Below are 18258 nucleotides of genomic sequence, written 5' to 3' on the forward strand. Positions count from 1 at the left end.
TACAATTGTTGATATCCTTCTCTTTATTCCTCGCGCTATTGGAAGGTTAATCAAGAAAATCGTATAATCCTGAAAATAGGAAGCTGAAAGGACACTCTCTGAAATATGGAGGTGTCTTTTTTTTGTGGACATAAAAATGAACGTACTAGTAAAAAATAAATGAGTTCAATCATTACTGTTGACCTTTGTTATAGCACCATGTATTCTCAAATAGTACATTAAACCGATTAATTTAGTTGGGATTATAAAGGAGAGAGATATATAATGAAGAAATTAACCTGGATAACCATCACGGCATTATTTTTTATTATACTTTCAGCATGCGGCTCAGACGTAGAAGAACAACAGTCTGCATCCGACAGTGGCGAAAGCAGCGACAAGAGTCTTTATGAAGAAATTCAAGAAAAAGGTGTGCTGACGGTGGGCACAGAAGGAACCTACGCACCTTATACGTTTCATGACGAAAACGATAAACTGACAGGGTATGATGTAGAAGTAGCAAAGGAAATTGGTAAGCGTTTGGATCTTGAAATTGAATTCAAGGAAACGAAATGGGATTCCATGTTTGCGGGGTTGAATAGCAATCGTTTTGATATGATTGCGAATCAGGTAGGGATAAAGCCGGACCGTGAAGAGAAATACAGTTTTTCGGTCCCATACACTTACACTTCAGCTGTTCTGGTAGCAAGAAAAGATAACAATGACATCCAAAGTTTTGAAGACTTAGATGGCGCTGTGTCTGCTCAATCATTGACGAGTAACTATGCGGATATCGCGAAGGAATACGGTGCTGAAATTCAAAGTGTAGAAGGGTTCAATCCTGCTATGGAACTGTTGAATAATGGTCGTGTCGATGCTACTGTAAATGACCGCCTCTCTGTTCTGGATTATCTGAAGGAAAAAGGCGATCAGTCTCAGGTTGAGATTGTTGCTAAAGAGGATAATGCCTCAGAAACGGCTATGATGTTCCGTCAGGATAATCCTGAACTTGTGGAGGCCGTAAATGGAGCACTAAAAGAAATGAAAGAGGACGGTACGCTAGAGGAAATTTCTAACGAATGGTTTAATGAAGATGTTTCTACTCAGTAGCTTTCTTAGCTCAGAGGATGTGACGATCTTACAAGACTCCTTTCTTCCTTTGTTGAAAGGAGTTCTTTCTTATACGATCCCCCTTACGCTCATCTCTTTTGCGATCGGGCTAATATTGGCGATTACGACGGCTTTATTTAGAATTTCAGGCATTAAAATTTTGTCTGGCATCGCCAGAGTTTACGTCTCGATCATACGGGGCACACCTCTGCTTGTGCAATTGTTCATTGTCTTTTACGGATTGGGGAATTTAGGGGTCGAAGCTTTAAAATTTGAACCTTTTGTGGGAGCGATTATCGCTTTTTCTTTAAATACCGGGGCGTACGCTTCTGAAACAATACGGGCATCTATTTTATCGATTGAAAAGGGGCAGTGGGAAGCTTCTTCTTCTATCGGTATGTCTTATCTTCAATCTTTAAGGCGAGTTATCCTTCCACAAGCTACGAGGGTTTCGGTTCCGCCTTTATCCAATTCATTTATTGGATTAGTCAAAGAAACATCGCTGGCTTCTACGATCCTGGTCAGCGAAATGTTTAGAAAAGCTCAAGAAATTGTGGCGACGACCTACACACCTTTACTGGTGTACGTAGAAGCTGCTGCTATTTATTGGGTGATATGCTTTCTATTATCGGTTCTCCAAGGCAGAATTGAGAAACGTATGAACCGGTATGTGAAAACGTAAGGAGAATGCTCATGATTACTATGAACAATATTTCGAAACAATTTGGCGACTTAGTCGTCTTAAAAGATATAAGTTTACAAGTAGAACAAGGAAAGGTCGTCGTCATCATCGGTCCTTCGGGGTCTGGTAAAACGACTCTTCTCCGTTGTTTAAATGTCCTCGAACAACCGGAAGAAGGGTCAATTACCATTGATCAGCAGACCCTCAAATTTTCTAAAAAGGTTTCCAAAAAAGAAATCAGGGAGTTCAGAAAGCAAACAGGTATGGTTTTTCAAACGTATAATTTGTTTCCTCACTTTACGGCCGTTGAAAATGTGATGGAAGGACTTATAACCGTTCAAAAAGTCGCTAAGGCAAAAGCGCGTGAAAAAGCGGTGGATATTCTGACAAAGGTAGGACTGCATGAGAAGATGGAAGTGTACCCTTATCAACTCTCGGGAGGGCAGCAGCAGAGAGTAGGGATTGCAAGGGCTATGGCTATTGATCCTAAAGTCATGTTGTTTGACGAACCTACTTCAGCACTGGACCCAGAATTAGTCGGGGAGGTTCTGCAGGTCATGAAGAAACTGGCTGCGGAAGGTCGTACGATGGTGGTCGTTACCCACGAGATGAGTTTCGCTAAAGAAGTAGCTGATGAAGTGCTCTTTATGGATAATGGAATGATTGTTGAAAGGGGCGAACCATCTGTTCTGTTTGAGCAGCCTAAGGAAGAGCGAACAAAGCAATTTCTAAATTTAATAAATCAATAATTGATAAAAAAGAACTTCCGGAAATGGAAGTTCTTTTTTTAATATATTAAACGTTGCTGGCCTAGTTTAAAAAAGTCTTTGATATTACTTATTCATTTGATAATTTTTTTAGTGGCTTCGTCGCTGGCCCTTCTATAACTTCACCGTCAGGCGTGAAGCGGGATCCATGGCAGGGACAGTCCCAAGAACGTTCACCATTGTTCCACTCCAAATCGCAGCCCATATGGGTACATGTCGTATCGACTACTTTGACAGTCCCATCTACTGCTTTGTAAACGCCGGCTTTCTTTCCGTCCTTAGTAATGAGTGATCCTTCATCCGGGGCCAGATCGTCTATTGTCTGGTCGCCTTTATTTAGTTTACCCTTTACGAATTCCTTAGCGACATCAGCGTTTTCTTTCGTGAAATTCTTTACATCTTCTTGAGCATGAAAACGGGAAGGGTTAAAAAGGTCTGCGTAAGGACTGCTGTTTTGAGTGATCAAGTCCGTAATTACCATTGCGGCTGCGGTTCCGTTTGTCATGCCCCATTTAGCAAAACCGGTCGCAACATGAATATTTGTATGCTTTTCTGTAATCGGCCCTATATAGGGAATCATATCCAGGGTAGTCATGTCCTGAGAAGACCAGCGGTAGGGTACTTCTTTAACATTAAAATGTTTTTCGGTGAAACCACGCAGTCTCTCATAATTTCCTTCTGTATTTTTGTCTTGACCGCTCGGATGTCCTTCACCGCCGATAAGCAGATAACGGTCTCCATTTTCATCAATCGTATGGCGCAGCGAGCGCTTTGGAGACTCTGCGTTTAAATACATACCATCCGGGATATCGGTTGTTTTAACGGCGAGAGTATAAGATCGATCAACATGGAGTCTTGCAAAATATAACCCTTTAAAGTCTTTAAAGGGAAAGTGAGAGGCCATTACCACATGGTCGGAGCGTATACGCTGACCGTTCCTTGTGATAACTTCAGGTCTTTTGCCTTCTTTAATATCAACTGCCCGTGTGTCTTCGTAAATAGATGTGCCGTTTTCTCTTAAGTAGTCAATAAGAGGGAGGAGAAATTTGACCGGGTTAAAATGGGCCTGGTTTTTCATTTTTACAGAAGCTGTCACGGAAAACGGGAGCTCTGTCTGATCGGTAAGTTCTCCATCAATCCCAAGTTGCTGATAGGCTTTAGCTTCTTTTTCAATGCTTTTTTTTGATTCTGCAGTCGTGCTGTAAACATAAGCGTCCTGATAAGCAAAATCACAGTCAATCTGGTGTTCCTGTCTAATTTGATCAATCAGCTGCAGTGCCTCTAGGTTCGCGTCATAGTAGAGTTTTGCTTTTTCTTTGCCGAACGTTTGAATAAGGTGGTCATAAATTAATCCGTGCTGAGAACTGATTTTTGCCGTAGTATAGCCGGTGGTGCCTTCCACAAGCCTCCCTGCTTCAAGGATTACCACGCTGTATCCTTTTTTAACGAGAAGATAAGCCGTCATAATACCAGTGATGCCGGATCCTATGACGGTCACATCGGCCTCGGTATTCTCGGTCAGAGCGGGGAATGATTCAAATGACTGGTCTCTCCATAAGGGTAAAGATCTTTCAGGAAGTTGGTGCGCCATATTTTTTCTCCTTCCTAGGTAGTTTGATAGGAAACTAAAATTTCTTCTTGCGTAAGAATAGATTCGATTGCGAGACGTGCTTCTTTTAGTACGGATTGTCGCCATTCTCCTTCGTCCGGGTAGAACATATTTTTGAATTCTTCAAGTATCCATTGTCGATCCTCTTCCTTTTCAGCTCCCTCCCAGTAAAGCTGGTTTTCAAGAATGATCGTTGTAAATTCTCTTAGTTCTGCTTTTCGGCTGGTGCCGAATGTACCAAATTCAAATAAAGCCGAGAACAGATACGTCTCCGGGTTTTCTTCATTTTTTAATTTATGAAAGTAATTGGTAGAGTCTCCTTTTACCTTTTTGGGAGTGAACTTCTGGATATTCTCCATTCCATACTCTTCTTTCATTTGCTCTTCTTCCCTGTCATCATGCTCTGAGACTACCATTGTAACCTCGTTGGTTGGTCCAAGGGCTGTGTGCCAGTCCATATGGATGACACGTGGGTAGGTAGAAAGTAGCTTTCTATGCCAGGTTTTTAAAAAGCTGGCTGATTCCTCTTCTTTGGAACCTCCATAATACACCCCGCGCGGGAATTCAAATTGTCCCATGCTTTTTGCTTTCTTTATGCCACTGTAACCTTCTCTCATCATTCCTTTGCTCAATTGTTCAAAAAGCTCGGTTTTTTCTTTGGTAACGTCTTTAACAGTACCGTTAGGCTGGAAGATGTGACTCTCTTCGGAATAATTCTCATTTATATTTTCAGGAACTGAATTTGGTTCGAATAAATAATTACGGTTTAAATCCACGTTGTTTTCGGTTACACGCCTGAAATTCCGCATTCCCCAGGGATTGATGGCGTGTACAAGGCATATGCCAGTAGTTTGCGGATCGATTTGATCAAGGTATTCCTCGACAAACAGATGAGTTACTGCTGCTCCGGCGTAACCTTCAATTCCATGCTCCCCCGTAGTGAAAAAAACGACTTGCTCGTTCGAGGTAAGCGCTTCGGAATAAATAACATCAATGGTATTGTCAGGATCCTCTCCGATGGTTTCAGTAGATAAAGAAGCCTGCGACCACTTTTCTTTAATGGTTGTTAAATGTTCTTGGAAAGTTTCTCGGGATTGTTCATAGTCTCTCTTGAAATATTTTTCAGTTGCTGGCATCAGATTTACTTCCTTTCGAATGCTTTTTGTAATAAATTCCACAAATATAAAATACTAAACAGTTATTTCTTATATTAAAATAATATAATTTCAGATATAGGTTTACTTACATATTTTAGGAGGTAGTTAATAGGTGAGTATTATCGCTGATTTTGTTTTAGTTTTTTAAGTAAAAAATTGAAAGGTGGTAGATTGATTTGTTTTCTCACAAAAAAGAACTTCAGTTTCATTCAAAGCCTGAAAGACCGGATCCGATGTATGCCAAGAAGCTCCAGGAAATCCTGGGAGGTCAATTTGGAGAAATCTCTGTCGCCATGCAATACGTATTTCAAGGATGGAATGCCAGGGGAGATGCTAAGTACAAGGATTTAATTATGGATACAGGAACAGAAGAACTTGGTCACGTAGAGATGATTGCCACGATGATCGCTCGGCTGCTGGATGATGCCCCGGTGAATCAACAGGAAAAAGCAGCAGAAGATCCTGTGATTGGTGCTATTATGGGGGGGATGAACCCTCATCATGCGATTGTTTCAGGGTTAGGAGCTATGCCGGAAAATAGTACAGGGGTGCCCTGGAGCGCTGGATACATTGTCGCAAGTGGTAATTTAATTACAGATATGCGCGCTAATTTAAATGCTGAGTCCCAAGGGCGTCTTCAAGTCGCTCGCTTATACGAAATGACGGACGATCGCGGTGTGAAAGAGATGCTGTCCTTCCTACTGGCCCGTGACACCATGCACCAGAATCAGTGGATTGCAGCGTTAAAAGAATTGGAAGAAACACACGGCGTAACGGTGCCGGGAACGGTTCCTAGAGAGTGGGAAGCTACCGATTTCTCTTATGATTTAATCAATTTCTCTGAAGGCGAAGAAAGTAAAGAGGGAAGCTGGACAAGCGGTAAAACGCCTGATGGTAAGGGAGAGTTTGGGTATGTGCAAACTCCAGAAGCGCATGGTGGTAAGCAGGATTTAAAACCTGCACCAAGCTATATGCATGGTACTCCACCGAGTGAAGGAAAATAAATGAAAGCCCTGACCTTTTAAAAGGTCAGGGCTTTTTAAGATATAGGAAAAGCTGAATCAATGTGTCGCTTCTTACAGATAACCTCCCGTTTGTTTAAGACTCAGTGTCGAGATAAATGGGTCCGTTACTCTAGATGGTAAAGGGTGGGTTGGGAAATAACTCGCTTTCCTGTGGGGGAACTGGCAAGCCTCCTCGTTCGTTATCACTCCCTGTGGGGTCTCGCTTAGCTCCTTCTCCCACGGGAGTCTCATCATTTCCCCACCCACCCAGCGATATTTGGCGAACGGACCCTTCTATAGGAATAAGGAGACACGTTGAATCTGCCTCAAACGCTTCTATAGCAGGATTCCTGCAATTTAATCATTTGAAGACCCGTGTGAATCATAGATGATCCTTGTTCATTGGGAGGCGGTTATGCAGAGAATTTTGAACTCTCAATGATCGCAAAGGGGGCGGAAGGGAACGACGAAGACTCCTGCGGGATGAACATGATCGGTGAGATCCCGGAAGGCGAAGCCTGAGGAAGCTCACCACAAGGGATGTTCGACTAAGATCGCCACGTCCTGTGGCAACGTCGATCGAACCTACTTCGTGTAGGGCCGCAGGAAAGCGAGTTGTTCCCGTAGCCAGCCCACTTTCTTTATTAGCAACGGACCTGGAATACCTCGAATTCGAGTTTTACAGTAAACGGTCCTATTGTTTAATAGCTTTGTTATTAGATCAATAACTTTTCACATAACCAATATATAAGAAAAGACCGGATCCAGGTCTCCCTTTGATCCGGTCTTACTTACGTGCGTTTTTTAGGAAGTTTTTACCCAGTGGGCAGCTTCATTACTTGAAGGAGAAGGGGGGAACTGTTCACCTTTTTCCACTTTCACTTCAGTATTGTCCTGACTTGAAGAACCTCCACTGACTAGACTTTGTACCTTGTAAGTGCCTGATTCTGGTGCTTTTTCGCCTGTCTTATAAGTGTTTTGTGCCATGTTGCTCCACCTCCTGAATAGATTTGAAAAGGAATAAATTAGGTTGTCCTTTTCTTATATAACGTATGTACCATTGATTGACTGGGTTAAAACGTAATTAATTGATAAAAGTGGAAAATAGTAGATTTGTCAGAGATGGATGAGTGGTAAAGTGGGAAGAATTCAGGAGAGATAGTTCGAACCGCATGAGATCATTAATAAAGCCTCTATAAATTGACATTTACTTTTATTCATATTATATTTATCTTGAAACTGAGATAAATTAATATAAGTGGACGGAGGGTATGAAATGAACGAATTGAAGGGCTTGCACCATGTGACCGCCATTACCAGTAGTGCGGAAAAGAACTATGAATTTTTTACCTACGTACTAGGCATGCGGCTGGTGAAGAAAACGGTCAATCAGGATGACATTCAGACATACCATTTGTTTTTCGCGGATGATAAAGGCAGCCCGGGTACAGACATGACTTTTTTTGATTTTCCGGGCATCCCAAAAGGTCAACACGGAACGAACGAAATTTCTAAGACTTCCTTCCGTGTACCTAGTGATGAAGCGCTCGAATACTGGGTCAAGCGGTTTAACCGTTTGGAAATACAGAACGAGGGAATCAAAGAGAAGTTCGGAAAGAAAGTTCTGCCGTTTACAGACTTTGATGAACAAGCGTATGAGCTGGTCTCTGATGAGAATAACAAAGGGGTAGCTGCAGGGACTCCGTGGCAAAATGGTCCTATTCCACTTGAATATGGAATCACTGGTCTTGGACCGCTGCATGTACGGATTGCTGACTTTGATTATTTTAAAGAAATGCTGGAAAAAGTACTCTTGTTCCGGGAAATTGCGGATGAAGGTCCTTTTCATCTATTCGAAGTAGGGGAAGGTGGAAATGGAGCTCAAGTAGTGGTGGAGCATAACGACCAAATACCTTCCTCTCGTCAGGGGTATGGTACCGTTCACCATGCGGCTTTCCGTGTCGAAGATCGGGATGCACTTAATGAATGGATTGATCGCATGCCTCGCTTCGGATTCAGAACCTCAGGTTACGTGAACCGCCATTATTTTGAATCATTATATGCCGGCGTGGCTCCGCAAATTTTGTTTGAATTTGCGACCGATGGCCCAGGGTTTATGGGAGATGAACCTTATGAGACGCTGGGGGAAATACTCTCTCTTCCTCCAATGTTAGAACCTAAGCGAGAAGAAATTGAACAAGCGGTACGTTCAATTGATACTGTTAGAAGTACGAAGGACATTAAGAAAGAGTATAACTAAGAAACTAAGCCCCCTCCAAGTTGGCGAAACTTGGAGGGGGCTTTTGTATGGATTCATTATACAAATCCTTCCACCTCAGGTCATCCATATTTTAGTACCTCAGGTCATACAAATATTGTAAACAATTTGTGTCTTTATTAAATTGTGTGTTCATCATATTTTCACAGAAATAAGGTATGATGAAATTCAATCTATTAATAGAAGAGGTATGGACGATGACCATTCAACCTGTAACGATTATTCGAGTCGTCTCATTATTCATTGCTGCCCTGGTCATGTGGTGGGTGGTGTCGAGGGAAACCAGTCACAAGAAAAGGGCATTGGATCAGTTCAGCTCTCTGCTGGTGACGTGGGCTTTGTGGTTTATTGGGGTGAAGTTTCTTACGACCTGGCCTCTTCTGCTGGATTATCCCCTTTCAGTAGTAGCGTATCCAAGCGGAACTCTTGAATTTTACTTAGCTTCGCTGCTTACGATCAGCACAGAGTTTCGCAGGAAAGAGAAGCATCAGGCTTTCATTTATGAGTATATTCTTCTGCTCGCTTGCAGTTTTTTCTTTTTCAATTTACTTTCACAGCTGCTGCTCGAGCGAGGAGGAGTGATCGAGCTTGTTCTGTTTTTTGTGTACCTGGCAGCGGTGCTGCTGTTCAGGCAAGCCCTTATCATAAGCGCTCTTGTTTCTATTAGTGCTGCAGCTTCTGCGTGGGTCGGCGGTCCACCGGGGTTAATGGGCTATCGTATAGATTCGTGGTTTTATGTACTTATTTGCTTGGCGATGATTGTGTTATGGAATTTAGAAAAGAGGAGAGAAATATCATGTCGGTCGATGTAACGATATGGCTTGCTTTCGGAGCCGGAGTCATTTCATTTTTATCTCCATGTACACTCCCTTTATTTCCGGCGTATTTATCCTACATAACCGGAATGAGTGTAAAAGAGATTAAAGAAGACCAGAGTACAAAGGTGAAAAGTAAGCTGCTTCTGCATTCTGTCTTTTTTCTGTTGGGTGTATCTACCGTATTTTTAACTCTGGGAATCGGAGCTTCATTTTTAGGAAACCTGATCCAAGGGTTTTTATCAGGTGAATCAGGTCTTTTACTGCAGCGGATTGCAGGTGTATTTATTATTCTGATGGGTTTTTTTGTAGGGGGGTGGCTTAAAATTAGTTGGTTCATGAGTGAGAAACGAATGAGCTTTAAACCACGCCGTTCGTTTAGTTACGCAGGCACCTGGTTTGCTGGGATGGGATTTGCGGCAGGGTGGACGCCGTGTATCGGGCCGATTTTCGCCTCTATTCTTATGCTTGCCGCAAGCCAGCCTGCGCAGGGAGTGTTGTACACAGTTGTGTACGTGCTTGGATTTATTCTGCCTTTTCTTGCTTTTTCCTTTTTCCTGGGATCCACACGGGTCATTCTGAAGTACAGCGGTCAGATTATGAAAGCTGGAGGAGCCATGATGATTGTGGCAGGAGCGTTTTTATATACCGGGTATATGACCAGGATTTCGACCTTTCTGTTGAACCTTGTCCAAGATACCTGGCTTTCCAATTTAGGAATTATTTTTTAATATGAAAGGAGACAGGTCATGAAACGCTGGATAATTATATTGGCAGTGACGGCTTTGTTTGGCTGGGCGATCTATGATTTTGCTTATCAGGGAAACGCGGAGTCTGATCCTGAAAAAGAGGGAACTACGGTCACCACAGGAGAAACGGATGAATTTTCAAGTGGAGAAGAGAATGGGACTACGGGACTTGAAAAAGGTCAGCAGGCCCCTGACTTTACTCTTCAGACGCTCGAAGGAGAAAAGGTTTCTTTATCAGATTATCGGGGCAAAAAAGTGATGATTAACTTTTGGGCCACCTGGTGTCCCCCTTGCCGGGCGGAAATGCCTGATATGGAAAAATTTTATCAGAACGAAGATATTGTCATTTTAGCTGTAAATCTAACGGAAACGGAATCCAGTCAACAAGAAGTGCAGCAATTTAGAGACGAATTTAACTTGTCTTTTCCTATTTTATTAGATAAAAATGTGGAAGTAGCCAACAAGTACCAGATTAATCCTGTTCCTACTTCGGTGTTTGTAGACGAAGATGGAAAAATTGATTCCGTCATGCTTGGAGCGATGAACTATGACATGATGCTTCAGCGCCTGGAGGAATTGTAGGAGAGAGTGCATCGTATGAAACCAGAAATTTTAATTGTAGAAGATGATCCAAAGATTTCAAACCTTGTTGCTTTATATGTGAAAAACAGCGGTTATACAGCGCTTCAGGCTTATGATGGTGAAGAAGCGATGCGTCTATATAATGAAAGGAAACCATGCTTGATCATTCTCGATTTGATGCTCCCGAAAATCAGCGGGGAAGAATTCTGTCAGTGGGTGAAGGAAGGACGGGAAGATGATCCTGGGGTTATCATGCTTTCAGCGAAAGCAAAAACGGATGATAAGATCAGCGGTTTCAAGCTGGGCGCAGATGACTACGTAACGAAACCATTCAGCCCTGAGGAATTAATGGCTCATGTGGAAGCCGTACTTCGTCGAACGGGTCGGCTTTGTCAAAAAATTGTTTCCAATGGGCTTGAAATAAAACCTCGAAAAGGAGAGGTTTGGCTGCACGATCAACTGCTCGAATTAACCCATTATGAGTTCAACTTGCTTTATTTTTTAATGGAGAATGCCGACCACGTATTTACAAGAGAACAACTAGTTCAGCAAATTCATCCTTATGGAGAAGCGGAGATTATGGGGCGTACGATTGATGCCCATATCAAGAAACTGCGCAGAAAAATCGAGCGGAATCCAGCTCAGCCTGAACGAATACTCACCGTTAGAGGAATGGGGTATAAATTTGTTCAAAATTAGAAGGAGTTTGACTCAGAAGCTGTGGGTTAAACTCACAGTGGCCAATATAGCCATGCTTGCCGCGGTTGTTATCCTGACAGGTTTCACCCTCTACCGAACTGCCTGTTTCTTAGCATCGAACGTAGCCGGGGTCGAGGGACAGACTCAGACTTCCTTTAATTCCTCTATGTCTTCCTATGTATGGGTCATTACGCTGCTTCTCATTGTAATAGGCGCTTTCTTTTATTCAATAATTACTAAACGAATGCTTGAGCCTGTCAATGAACTCTCGCGCGCTATTCAAACGATGAAAAAAGGGGAGTACCCTACTCGGCTGACGCCCAGGTCCCAGGACGAAATTGGAGAATTGGTGCATCATGTGAATCATTTAAATTTCCTGCTTGAACAGCAGGAGAGCAGCAGAAATCAAATGCTTCATGATCTCTCCCACGAACTCAGAACCCCGCTTTCAAATTTACAAGGTTATTTGGAAGCACTTAATAAAGGCGTAATTCAGGGTGATCAGGATATTTATAAGTCTTTGGCTGAAGAAACTGAACGGGTGACTCAGCTGGTTCAAGGGCTGGATGAAGTGAAGAAATGGGGCAGGAACGACGAAGAACGTCCCATGACTCAACAATATACAGCCATGGACAAGTTTATTCTGCAAGTTGTACAGCTGTTCGAAATCGAATATGAGCGAAGGGGAATTGATTTGATCGTAAATTCTTCTCCTGGAGCGGCAAGTATTAATCAGCAGGGTATTCAGCAAGTGTTAACCAATCTATTAAATAACGCATTGCATTATTATGAAGGACAATCCCCTGTAGAAGTAAAAGGGGAATCAGATGATTCGTTCTATACGTTAACCGTCTCAGGTCCGGGCAGACCAATTCCTTCTGCAGACCAGAATAAAATTTTTGAGCGATTCTATCAGGTAGATCCTTCTCGAACTCGTACCGATGGAGGATCAGGTCTCGGATTAGCCATCAGCAAGGAAATTGTGGAGAAGCACGACGGGAAGATATGGCTGGAAACAAACGGGAGATGTCATTCTTTTCATGTACAGCTTCCTTTAAATACAAAAAAGCATAAAGACAATTAAGAAAGCCCCTGGTAGCAGGGGCTTTCTTATATAGGGTAAGACCTATTCACTAATTTCACCGCATGCAATTCTTGCACCCGCATCGCCGGAAGGCTGGGATTCTAGATCATCAGCGTCTGCATGAATAACGAGGGCCGTTCCGCCTTCCTTGAGGAGAGAATTTTCCTGGCCTTTTTCCAGAGTAACTCTTTCGGCCGTCAGCTCTTCCTGAATAGAACCTTCTTCGGACACTTCAAGGTTAGGAAGGTCCCCTGCATGAGGGCCGTCTTCTGATTCTGTCCCGTGACTGACGTTGGTCGGGTTAAAGTGACCACCTGCAGATTTGAAATCTGGACCTTCGCACGTTCCTTTTTCATGAATGTGGAATCCGTGGGTTCCAGGTGGAATATCGGATGCGCTGAAATCAATTTTTACAGCGTTATCGGCCTGTGTGAGCTCGGCCGTACCCATTTCCTTACCTTCCGTGTTCATCATCTGCACGGAGATGGTGGTATTTGATTCGTTTTCTGTTTGGGAGTCGCCGTTATTTTCAGATTCACTATTTTCACTAGATTCGTTTTCCTCCGAGCTTTCCCCGTTTCCGTCTGCATTCGTTTCGACGGATTCGTCTCCATCATTTCCGGAATTTCTGGCACTGTCCTCATTTTCTGTGCAGGCAGAAAGGAAAAGGGCGGCTAAGCATATTACCAGTAAAGGCAGCAAGCGTCTCATATGATCTCTCCTCCATTAATTTTAGGTTAGTTTAAAAAGATAGTTATCATTTACATGAATGATTTAGAAAAAGCAGCAAGTGTTGGACTTGCTGCTTTTCATATTATGGTTTAAGGACAACCTTAATGTTGTCGTCTGATTTCTTATCAAAAATATCATAAGCTTTCGGTGCATCTTTCAGATCCATTTTGTGCGTAATGATGTCAGTAGGGTCAAATTCGTTATTTTCAATCATGTTGTAAAGTTCCGGCATTAGGTGAATGACGGGAGCCTGTCCCATTTTCAGGGAAACGTTACGGCCGAACAAGTCCCCGATTGGGAAGTTATCCGCATTGATTCCATATACACCGGTTAATTGAATGGTTCCAAATTTCCGGACGGACTCGGAAGCTGTAATAATCGGGCTGATATTCTGTTCATCACTAGGGCCGTGGTCGTTTGAAGCCACGGTACCGTCCATACCTACGCAGTCAATGACCACATCGGCTCCTCCTTGTGTGGATTGGTGAAGGAAACCGCCAATTTCATCGTGTTCTTTAAAGTTGTAAGTTTCTACGTTGTTGGTTCTCTTCGCATGCTCCAGCCGATGAGGAACATGATCGATGGAAATCACTCGCTTGGCTCCTTTTTTCCAAGCGAATTTCTGTGCCATTAGACCAATTGGTCCGGCGCCAAGAATAACTACGGTGTCATCTTGCTTCACACCACTGTGTTCCACGCTCCAATATGCAGTCGGTACTACATCCGACAAGAAGAGAACACTTTCATCCTCCAGTTCACTGGATTCTGGAACGACAAAGGAAGTGAAATCAGCGTAGGGAACGCGAAGATATTCAGCCTGGCCGCCGGGATAGTTCCCGAATTGCTCGGAATAGCCGAATAGAGATCCGTTATCGCTGTGTGGATTAGAGTTATCACATTGGCTTTCCATCTGGTTGTTACAATAGAAGCAGTCACCGCAGCCTACGTTAAACGGGATAACTACACGGTCTCCCTTTTTAACGTTTTTCACTTCAGGGCCGACTTCCTCTACAATTCCCATAGGTTCATGGCCAATTATATAGTCTTCTGATAAAGGAATTCCGTTTTTATAAAGGTGTAGATCGGAGCCGCATATACCTGTTGCTGTTATGCGGACGATCATATCATCGCCTCTTTGAATTTTAGGAGCCTCAACGTCTTTTACTTCAACATGGTCTTTTCCTTGATAGGTCAGTGCTTGCATGAAAAGTCACGCCTTTCTGTGGAATTGATTTCTTCTTATATACGTTCACGCTGCCAAAGCAGTTGAAACTATAAAAAGGTTAATATGGTATATTTTACCTAATAATATTCTCTTCTATGGGCAGGTTATCTAAAGCTTTGAAAAGAGAAACTTTTTTTCAATAAGACTTTGTTAAAGTTTATTGTTGAATTTTCATAAGAGGCTTATTACACAATAGGGCCGTATATTGGAAGGCTCGAATTCGAGATATCTTATGAAAGGAAGGGTCTTGCGGGGGATGATTCGCTTTCCGCGGGCATGTGCTGAGCCTCCTCGAGCTCCGCTCTCCGGGGTCTCACCGATCATGTTTATCCCGCAGGAGTCTTCATCATCCCCCTCAGGACCTTACCTAATCATAAGCTCAAAGCCATTTCAAACATCACCTGCGTGATGAGAATTAGACCATGCGGTATTCTATCTATTTTCAGGATATAACTACCCGCAATAGCCTGTCATAAAAGCATTTAATCCAAATTAAACAGGAGAATCTTTCTCTTCTAGAAGGGACTAGGTGAGATCCCGCAGGGAGTGAAACGAGCGAGGAAGCTTACCGTTCCCCCATAGGAAAGCGAGTTATTTCCCCACCAACCCTTTTCCTTCTAGAGTAACGGGCCCATTTATCTCGAAACTGAGTCTTCCAGTATCTTGAGCTTACCCTTAAGATCAACATGGAAGTTTAATAGAGCCTTCAAAAAAACCGTCAGGCAGACGGGCTTCACGTTATAGTATAAATACCGGTGTACATCACAGAGGAGGGTATAAGTTGTCAAAAGAGATTTTAAAACAAAATAAGGAAAGCTGGGAGGTCGTTGCGCCCATTTTAATGGCGTTGATGCTTTGCCAGACTATGGTCCATTCGCTCAGAGCGAAGAAGAATTAGAGCTTTTCGAAGATATTCAAGGTAAAAAAGTGCTTGAAATTGGTTATGGAAGCGGGCACTCCTTGCGTTATATGGCTTCTAAAGGGGCGAGTGAACTGTGGGGAGTCGATATATCCAATACGCAAAAGGAAGCGGCCGCTCACTTACTCCAAGGATTAAAACCTCAATTATTCTGCGGAGCGATGGAAACTGACGTTGGACTGCCGAGGGAGTATTTTGATTATGTTTACTCAATTTATGCGATTGGGTGGACGACTGATTTACAGGCAACTTTTGATCTCATTTATTCCTATTTAAAGAAAGACGGCTTTTTCATTTTCAGCTGGGACCATCCTTTATACGCTCACGTCTCTGGTGAAAATGGCAAGTTGTTTTTAGAGGGATCCTATCAGGGAGAAGGGCCTAAAGTAATGAAAAACTTTAAAGGGGAAGAGGTTGATATGACGATCTTTACACGTAAAATGTCTAGTTATATTAATCAGTTGATTCAAGCAGGTTTTCAAATAGAGAGAGTTATAGAGAGTGAACCTGGGCAGAAGTACCACGGAATGGAGGCGGAAGTATCTGACCGCTATTATTCATTGTACAAAGCCCGGAAATTCCCCGCGACCATGATGATAAAAGCGAGTAAACGCTAAGCGTGAGGCTGTATAAATACAGAGAAGGGAGTTAACGTTATGTCTATTAAAGGATTAAATCATTTTCTGTTTTCCGTATCCGATTTACATAAGTCTATAGATTTTTACCGTGAGGTCTTTGGTGCAGAATTATTGGTGAAAGGGGAAAAGACGGCTTATTTTGATTTAAATGGAATGTGGCTTGCGCTAAATGTAGAGAAGGATATTCCCCGCAATGAAATCAGTCAGTCTTATACGCATATCGCTTTTTCTATTGAATCATCTGAGTATGAAGAAATGTATAACAAACTCGAAGCGTTGAATGTAAATATACTTTTCGGACGGCCGCGGAGTGAGCGAGATAAACAGTCGATCTACTTTACCGATCCGGATGGCCATAAATTTGAGTTTCATACAGGGACTTTGGAAGACAGACTCAACTATTATAAACAAGAAAAACCACATATGAAATTCTACGATCGCACATAGCACCCAAATATTGTCACCTCAGGTCATCTATAAAATGTAATTTAATCCATTAAATGTAATAAATTCTATGAACGCAATTTAGTTCATGGCATCTAGTCCAATTAAGGAAAGATAAAGAAAAACCCGTCATGGACGGGTTTTTGAATTTAGAATATGCCAAACGACATAAGAGATAAGGTTACGGTAATGATGAATATTAGCCAGCCGGCTATATTGATCCAGATGGGATTGACGTAGCCGTGCAGTGTTTTTTTATTATTCATGGCAAACATTAAGAATAAAACGATAATCGGCAGAATTAATCCATTGGCGTATTGAGAAAAAACAATGAGCTGAATAGGGTCATAGCCAAGGCTTGAAAAGATGACACCCACGAGCAGCACGACCATCCAAACCACTCGGAATTTCGCTGAACGCAGGTTCTTTTCCCATCCTAGAGCTCCGGCTGTGGCATAGGCAGCAGCCAGAGGAGCTGTCATGGATGAAGAAATTCCGGCAGCAAAAATACCGATAGCAAAGACATATTTAGCCCACGAGCCAAGCAGCGGTTGTAACTGGTCCGCCATGGAGGAAGGGTCTTGAATGGACGTTCCTAAAGGAAAAGCTGCAGCTGCCGTAATAATGATGGAAACAGAAATAATTCCGCATATCGCCATGGTCAAAATTACATCGAAGCGGCTGTCACTTAATTGCTCTTCCCCCTTAAAACGTTCCTGAACGGTGGAAGATTGCAAAAAGAGAGTATAGGGTACAATGGTTGTCCCGATTAAAGAAATGACATATAACGTATTTCCGGCAGAAACCTTAGGAACAAATCCTTTGGTGAATATGGCTGAGAGGTCAGGCTGAACCACGATAGCGGTGATCACAAAGCTGAGTGTCATAATTAAGATAAGTCCGACAAACACTCGCTCAATCATTTTATAATGACCTATCCAAAGAAGAATTCCAGCCAGGATTCCAATTAAAATAGCAATCGATCTAGTGGGAAGCCCGGTGATTGCAACCATACCCAGGGCTCCGCCTACGATATTACCAGCTTCATAGGCGGCGCTTCCGATCACGATTGCAGAAATAATTAATAATATCGTCAGCCATTTTAATATGGGGTTGGAAAACTGCTCTCTTAAAATTGTGCTTAAATCCTTCCGAGTAATTACACCAAGCCTTGTTACCATTTCTTGAAGAAACATGGTGGCTATAACTGAAAAAACGAGCGCCCAGATCAGAGCGTAGCCAAATTCAGCCCCCACATTACTGGCGGTCGTGACCGTTCCTGGTCCGATGATGGCTGCAGCTACAATGGCTCCTGGTCCGATATTTTTCAGCCGTCTTTTAAAAGTACTGTCCTTAGGCATATCGTTCCCTCTCTTTCTATTATTTTGGCTCTTTTAAAGTTTATTGTTAATTATTCATAAGAGCCTTATTAAGCAATAGGGCCGGATAGTTGAAGACTCAGTTTCGAGCTATCTTGGGTCCGTTGCCAAAAATAGATAAGGGTGGCTACGGAAACAACTCGCTTTCCTGCGGGGGAACTGGCAAGCCTCCTCGTTCGTTTCACTCCCTGTGGGGTCTCGCCTAGATCCTTCTCCCGCGGGAGTCTCGTCATTTCCTTCGCCACCCAGCCAATATTTGATAAAACGGCCCCTCTTATAAGAGAAGTAAGCGTCCTGCATCAGCCTTAAATGCTTATATAGCGGGGGTTTACACTTAAATACATTGGAATGCTCCTGGATTACCTATCTATATTTAAAAGGTAACTTCGTAGAGTATAGAGCTCCC

Annotated in this window: 17 protein-coding genes and 1 pseudogene; 12 read left to right on the plus strand and 6 right to left on the minus strand. The window is 42.8% G+C overall.

Annotated features, from left to right (window positions below; translation table 11 throughout):
- Positions 1–264 precede the first annotated feature (264 nt).
- From ACTWPM_RS08735 to ACTWPM_RS08745, 3 genes are read left to right on the plus strand one after another with little or no spacing between them, the layout of a single operon-like run.
- Entirely contained in the window at positions 265–1089 is an 825-nt protein-coding gene (locus ACTWPM_RS08735; RefSeq protein ID WP_443132673.1) for an amino acid ABC transporter substrate-binding protein, read from the plus strand.
- Positions 1067–1771 carry an amino acid ABC transporter permease gene (locus ACTWPM_RS08740; protein WP_443132674.1) on the plus strand — a complete coding sequence of 235 codons (705 nt, stop codon included), beginning with the start codon at positions 1067–1069 and terminating at the stop codon, positions 1769–1771. Before ACTWPM_RS08735 ends, ACTWPM_RS08740 begins: the two co-directional genes overlap by 23 nt.
- 11 nt (positions 1772–1782) lie before the next feature.
- Positions 1783–2520: an amino acid ABC transporter ATP-binding protein gene (locus tag ACTWPM_RS08745; protein WP_443132675.1), complete on the plus strand. Its 738-nt coding sequence runs from the start codon at positions 1783–1785 to the stop codon at positions 2518–2520.
- An 88-nt stretch (positions 2521–2608) separates the two neighbouring features.
- Here ACTWPM_RS08745 and ACTWPM_RS08750 read toward each other — a convergent pair whose 3' ends face one another.
- Together ACTWPM_RS08750 and ACTWPM_RS08755 are read right to left on the minus strand one after the other, a co-directional pair.
- On the minus strand, positions 2609–4129 hold the full coding sequence (locus ACTWPM_RS08750) for an FAD-dependent oxidoreductase (RefSeq protein ID WP_443132676.1): 1521 nt from the start codon (positions 4127–4129) through the stop codon (positions 2609–2611).
- A 14-nt stretch (positions 4130–4143) separates the two neighbouring features.
- Complete coding sequence (locus ACTWPM_RS08755) at positions 4144–5283, minus strand: M14 family metallopeptidase (RefSeq protein WP_443132677.1); 1140 nt, start codon at positions 5281–5283, stop codon at positions 4144–4146.
- Between the two features lie 197 nt (positions 5284–5480).
- Here ACTWPM_RS08755 and ACTWPM_RS08760 point away from each other — a divergent pair, with 197 nt between their 5' ends.
- Entirely contained in the window at positions 5481–6308 is an 828-nt protein-coding gene (locus ACTWPM_RS08760) for a manganese catalase family protein (RefSeq protein WP_443132678.1), read from the plus strand.
- Positions 6309–7112: 804 nt separating this feature from the next.
- On the opposite strand, the gene ACTWPM_RS08765 is transcribed toward ACTWPM_RS08760, so the two are convergent.
- On the minus strand, positions 7113–7295 hold the full coding sequence (locus ACTWPM_RS08765; protein ID WP_443132679.1) for a YjzC family protein: 183 nt from the start codon (positions 7293–7295) through the stop codon (positions 7113–7115).
- Positions 7296–7584: 289 nt separating this feature from the next.
- On the opposite strand from ACTWPM_RS08765, the gene ACTWPM_RS08770 reads away from it, so the two are divergent.
- From ACTWPM_RS08770 to ACTWPM_RS08795, 6 genes are all read left to right on the plus strand, one after another.
- Complete coding sequence (locus tag ACTWPM_RS08770) at positions 7585–8568, plus strand: ring-cleaving dioxygenase (protein WP_443132680.1); 984 nt, start codon at positions 7585–7587, stop codon at positions 8566–8568.
- Between the two features lie 215 nt (positions 8569–8783).
- Entirely contained in the window at positions 8784–9398 is a 615-nt protein-coding gene (locus tag ACTWPM_RS08775) for a hypothetical protein (protein WP_443132681.1), read from the plus strand.
- Entirely contained in the window at positions 9383–10132 is a 750-nt protein-coding gene (locus ACTWPM_RS08780) for a cytochrome c biogenesis CcdA family protein (protein ID WP_443132682.1), read from the plus strand. The genes ACTWPM_RS08775 and ACTWPM_RS08780 overlap by 16 nt, the downstream gene beginning before the upstream one ends.
- Before the next feature lie 18 nt (positions 10133–10150).
- Entirely contained in the window at positions 10151–10732 is a 582-nt protein-coding gene (locus ACTWPM_RS08785; RefSeq protein ID WP_443132683.1) for a redoxin domain-containing protein, read from the plus strand.
- Between the two features lie 15 nt (positions 10733–10747).
- Positions 10748–11431 (plus strand): response regulator transcription factor, encoded by a 684-nt coding sequence (locus ACTWPM_RS08790; protein WP_443132684.1) that lies wholly within the window; start codon positions 10748–10750, stop codon positions 11429–11431.
- Positions 11432–11438: 7 nt separating this feature from the next.
- Positions 11439–12515 carry a sensor histidine kinase gene (locus tag ACTWPM_RS08795; RefSeq protein ID WP_443132685.1) on the plus strand — a complete coding sequence of 359 codons (1077 nt, stop codon included), beginning with the start codon at positions 11439–11441 and terminating at the stop codon, positions 12513–12515.
- A gap of 42 nt (positions 12516–12557) precedes the next feature.
- On the opposite strand, the gene ACTWPM_RS08800 is transcribed toward ACTWPM_RS08795, so the two are convergent.
- Positions 12558–13226: a superoxide dismutase family protein gene (locus ACTWPM_RS08800; protein ID WP_443132686.1), complete on the minus strand. Its 669-nt coding sequence runs from the start codon at positions 13224–13226 to the stop codon at positions 12558–12560.
- A 103-nt stretch (positions 13227–13329) separates the two neighbouring features.
- The gene (locus ACTWPM_RS08805) at positions 13330–14451 is read right to left on the minus strand and encodes a zinc-dependent alcohol dehydrogenase (protein WP_443132687.1); all 1122 of its coding nucleotides are present in this window, start codon (positions 14449–14451) and stop codon (positions 13330–13332) included.
- Positions 14452–15253: 802 nt separating this feature from the next.
- Between ACTWPM_RS08805 and ACTWPM_RS08810 the strand changes: the two are divergent.
- Both ACTWPM_RS08810 and fosM read left to right on the plus strand, forming a co-directional pair.
- Positions 15254–16008 (plus strand): annotated as a pseudogene (locus tag ACTWPM_RS08810) (class I SAM-dependent methyltransferase).
- 39 nt (positions 16009–16047) lie between these two features.
- A complete protein-coding gene (gene fosM / locus ACTWPM_RS08815) occupies positions 16048–16476 on the plus strand; it encodes a FosM family fosfomycin resistance protein (RefSeq protein WP_443132688.1) in 429 nt (142 codons plus the stop codon).
- A gap of 146 nt (positions 16477–16622) precedes the next feature.
- Here the strand turns inward: fosM and ACTWPM_RS08820 are convergent, their stop codons facing one another.
- Positions 16623–17834 (minus strand): Nramp family divalent metal transporter, encoded by a 1212-nt coding sequence (locus ACTWPM_RS08820; RefSeq protein WP_443132689.1) that lies wholly within the window; start codon positions 17832–17834, stop codon positions 16623–16625.
- Positions 17835–18258: the final 424 nt, after the last annotated feature.

This window comes from Halobacillus sp. K22 (genome assembly GCF_052246795.1).
Taxonomy (GTDB): Bacteria; Bacillota; Bacilli; order Bacillales; family Halobacillaceae; genus Halobacillus.

Bases quoted from the DNA above. Each gene is read 5' to 3' on its own strand.
- ACTWPM_RS08775 (WP_443132681.1), top strand. From the start codon at position 8,784: ATGACCATTCAACCTGTAACGATTATTCGAGTCGTCTCATTATTCATT.
- fosM (WP_443132688.1), top strand. From the start codon at position 16,048: ATGTCTATTAAAGGATTAAATCATTTTCTGTTTTCCGTATCCGATTTA.
- ACTWPM_RS08790 (WP_443132684.1), top strand. From the start codon at position 10,748: ATGAAACCAGAAATTTTAATTGTAGAAGATGATCCAAAGATTTCAAAC.
- ACTWPM_RS08780 (WP_443132682.1), top strand. From the start codon at position 9,383: ATGTCGGTCGATGTAACGATATGGCTTGCTTTCGGAGCCGGAGTCATT.
- ACTWPM_RS08805 (WP_443132687.1), bottom strand. From the start codon at position 14,451: ATGCAAGCACTGACCTATCAAGGAAAAGACCATGTTGAAGTAAAAGAC.
- ACTWPM_RS08765 (WP_443132679.1), bottom strand. From the start codon at position 7,295: ATGGCACAAAACACTTATAAGACAGGCGAAAAAGCACCAGAATCAGGC.
- ACTWPM_RS08785 (WP_443132683.1), top strand. From the start codon at position 10,151: ATGAAACGCTGGATAATTATATTGGCAGTGACGGCTTTGTTTGGCTGG.
- ACTWPM_RS08735 (WP_443132673.1), top strand. From the start codon at position 265: ATGAAGAAATTAACCTGGATAACCATCACGGCATTATTTTTTATTATA.
- ACTWPM_RS08750 (WP_443132676.1), bottom strand. From the start codon at position 4,129: ATGGCGCACCAACTTCCTGAAAGATCTTTACCCTTATGGAGAGACCAG.
- ACTWPM_RS08800 (WP_443132686.1), bottom strand. From the start codon at position 13,226: ATGAGACGCTTGCTGCCTTTACTGGTAATATGCTTAGCCGCCCTTTTC.
- ACTWPM_RS08740 (WP_443132674.1), top strand. From the start codon at position 1,067: ATGAAGATGTTTCTACTCAGTAGCTTTCTTAGCTCAGAGGATGTGACG.
- ACTWPM_RS08745 (WP_443132675.1), top strand. From the start codon at position 1,783: ATGATTACTATGAACAATATTTCGAAACAATTTGGCGACTTAGTCGTC.
- ACTWPM_RS08770 (WP_443132680.1), top strand. From the start codon at position 7,585: ATGAACGAATTGAAGGGCTTGCACCATGTGACCGCCATTACCAGTAGT.
- ACTWPM_RS08755 (WP_443132677.1), bottom strand. From the start codon at position 5,283: ATGCCAGCAACTGAAAAATATTTCAAGAGAGACTATGAACAATCCCGA.
- ACTWPM_RS08820 (WP_443132689.1), bottom strand. From the start codon at position 17,834: ATGCCTAAGGACAGTACTTTTAAAAGACGGCTGAAAAATATCGGACCA.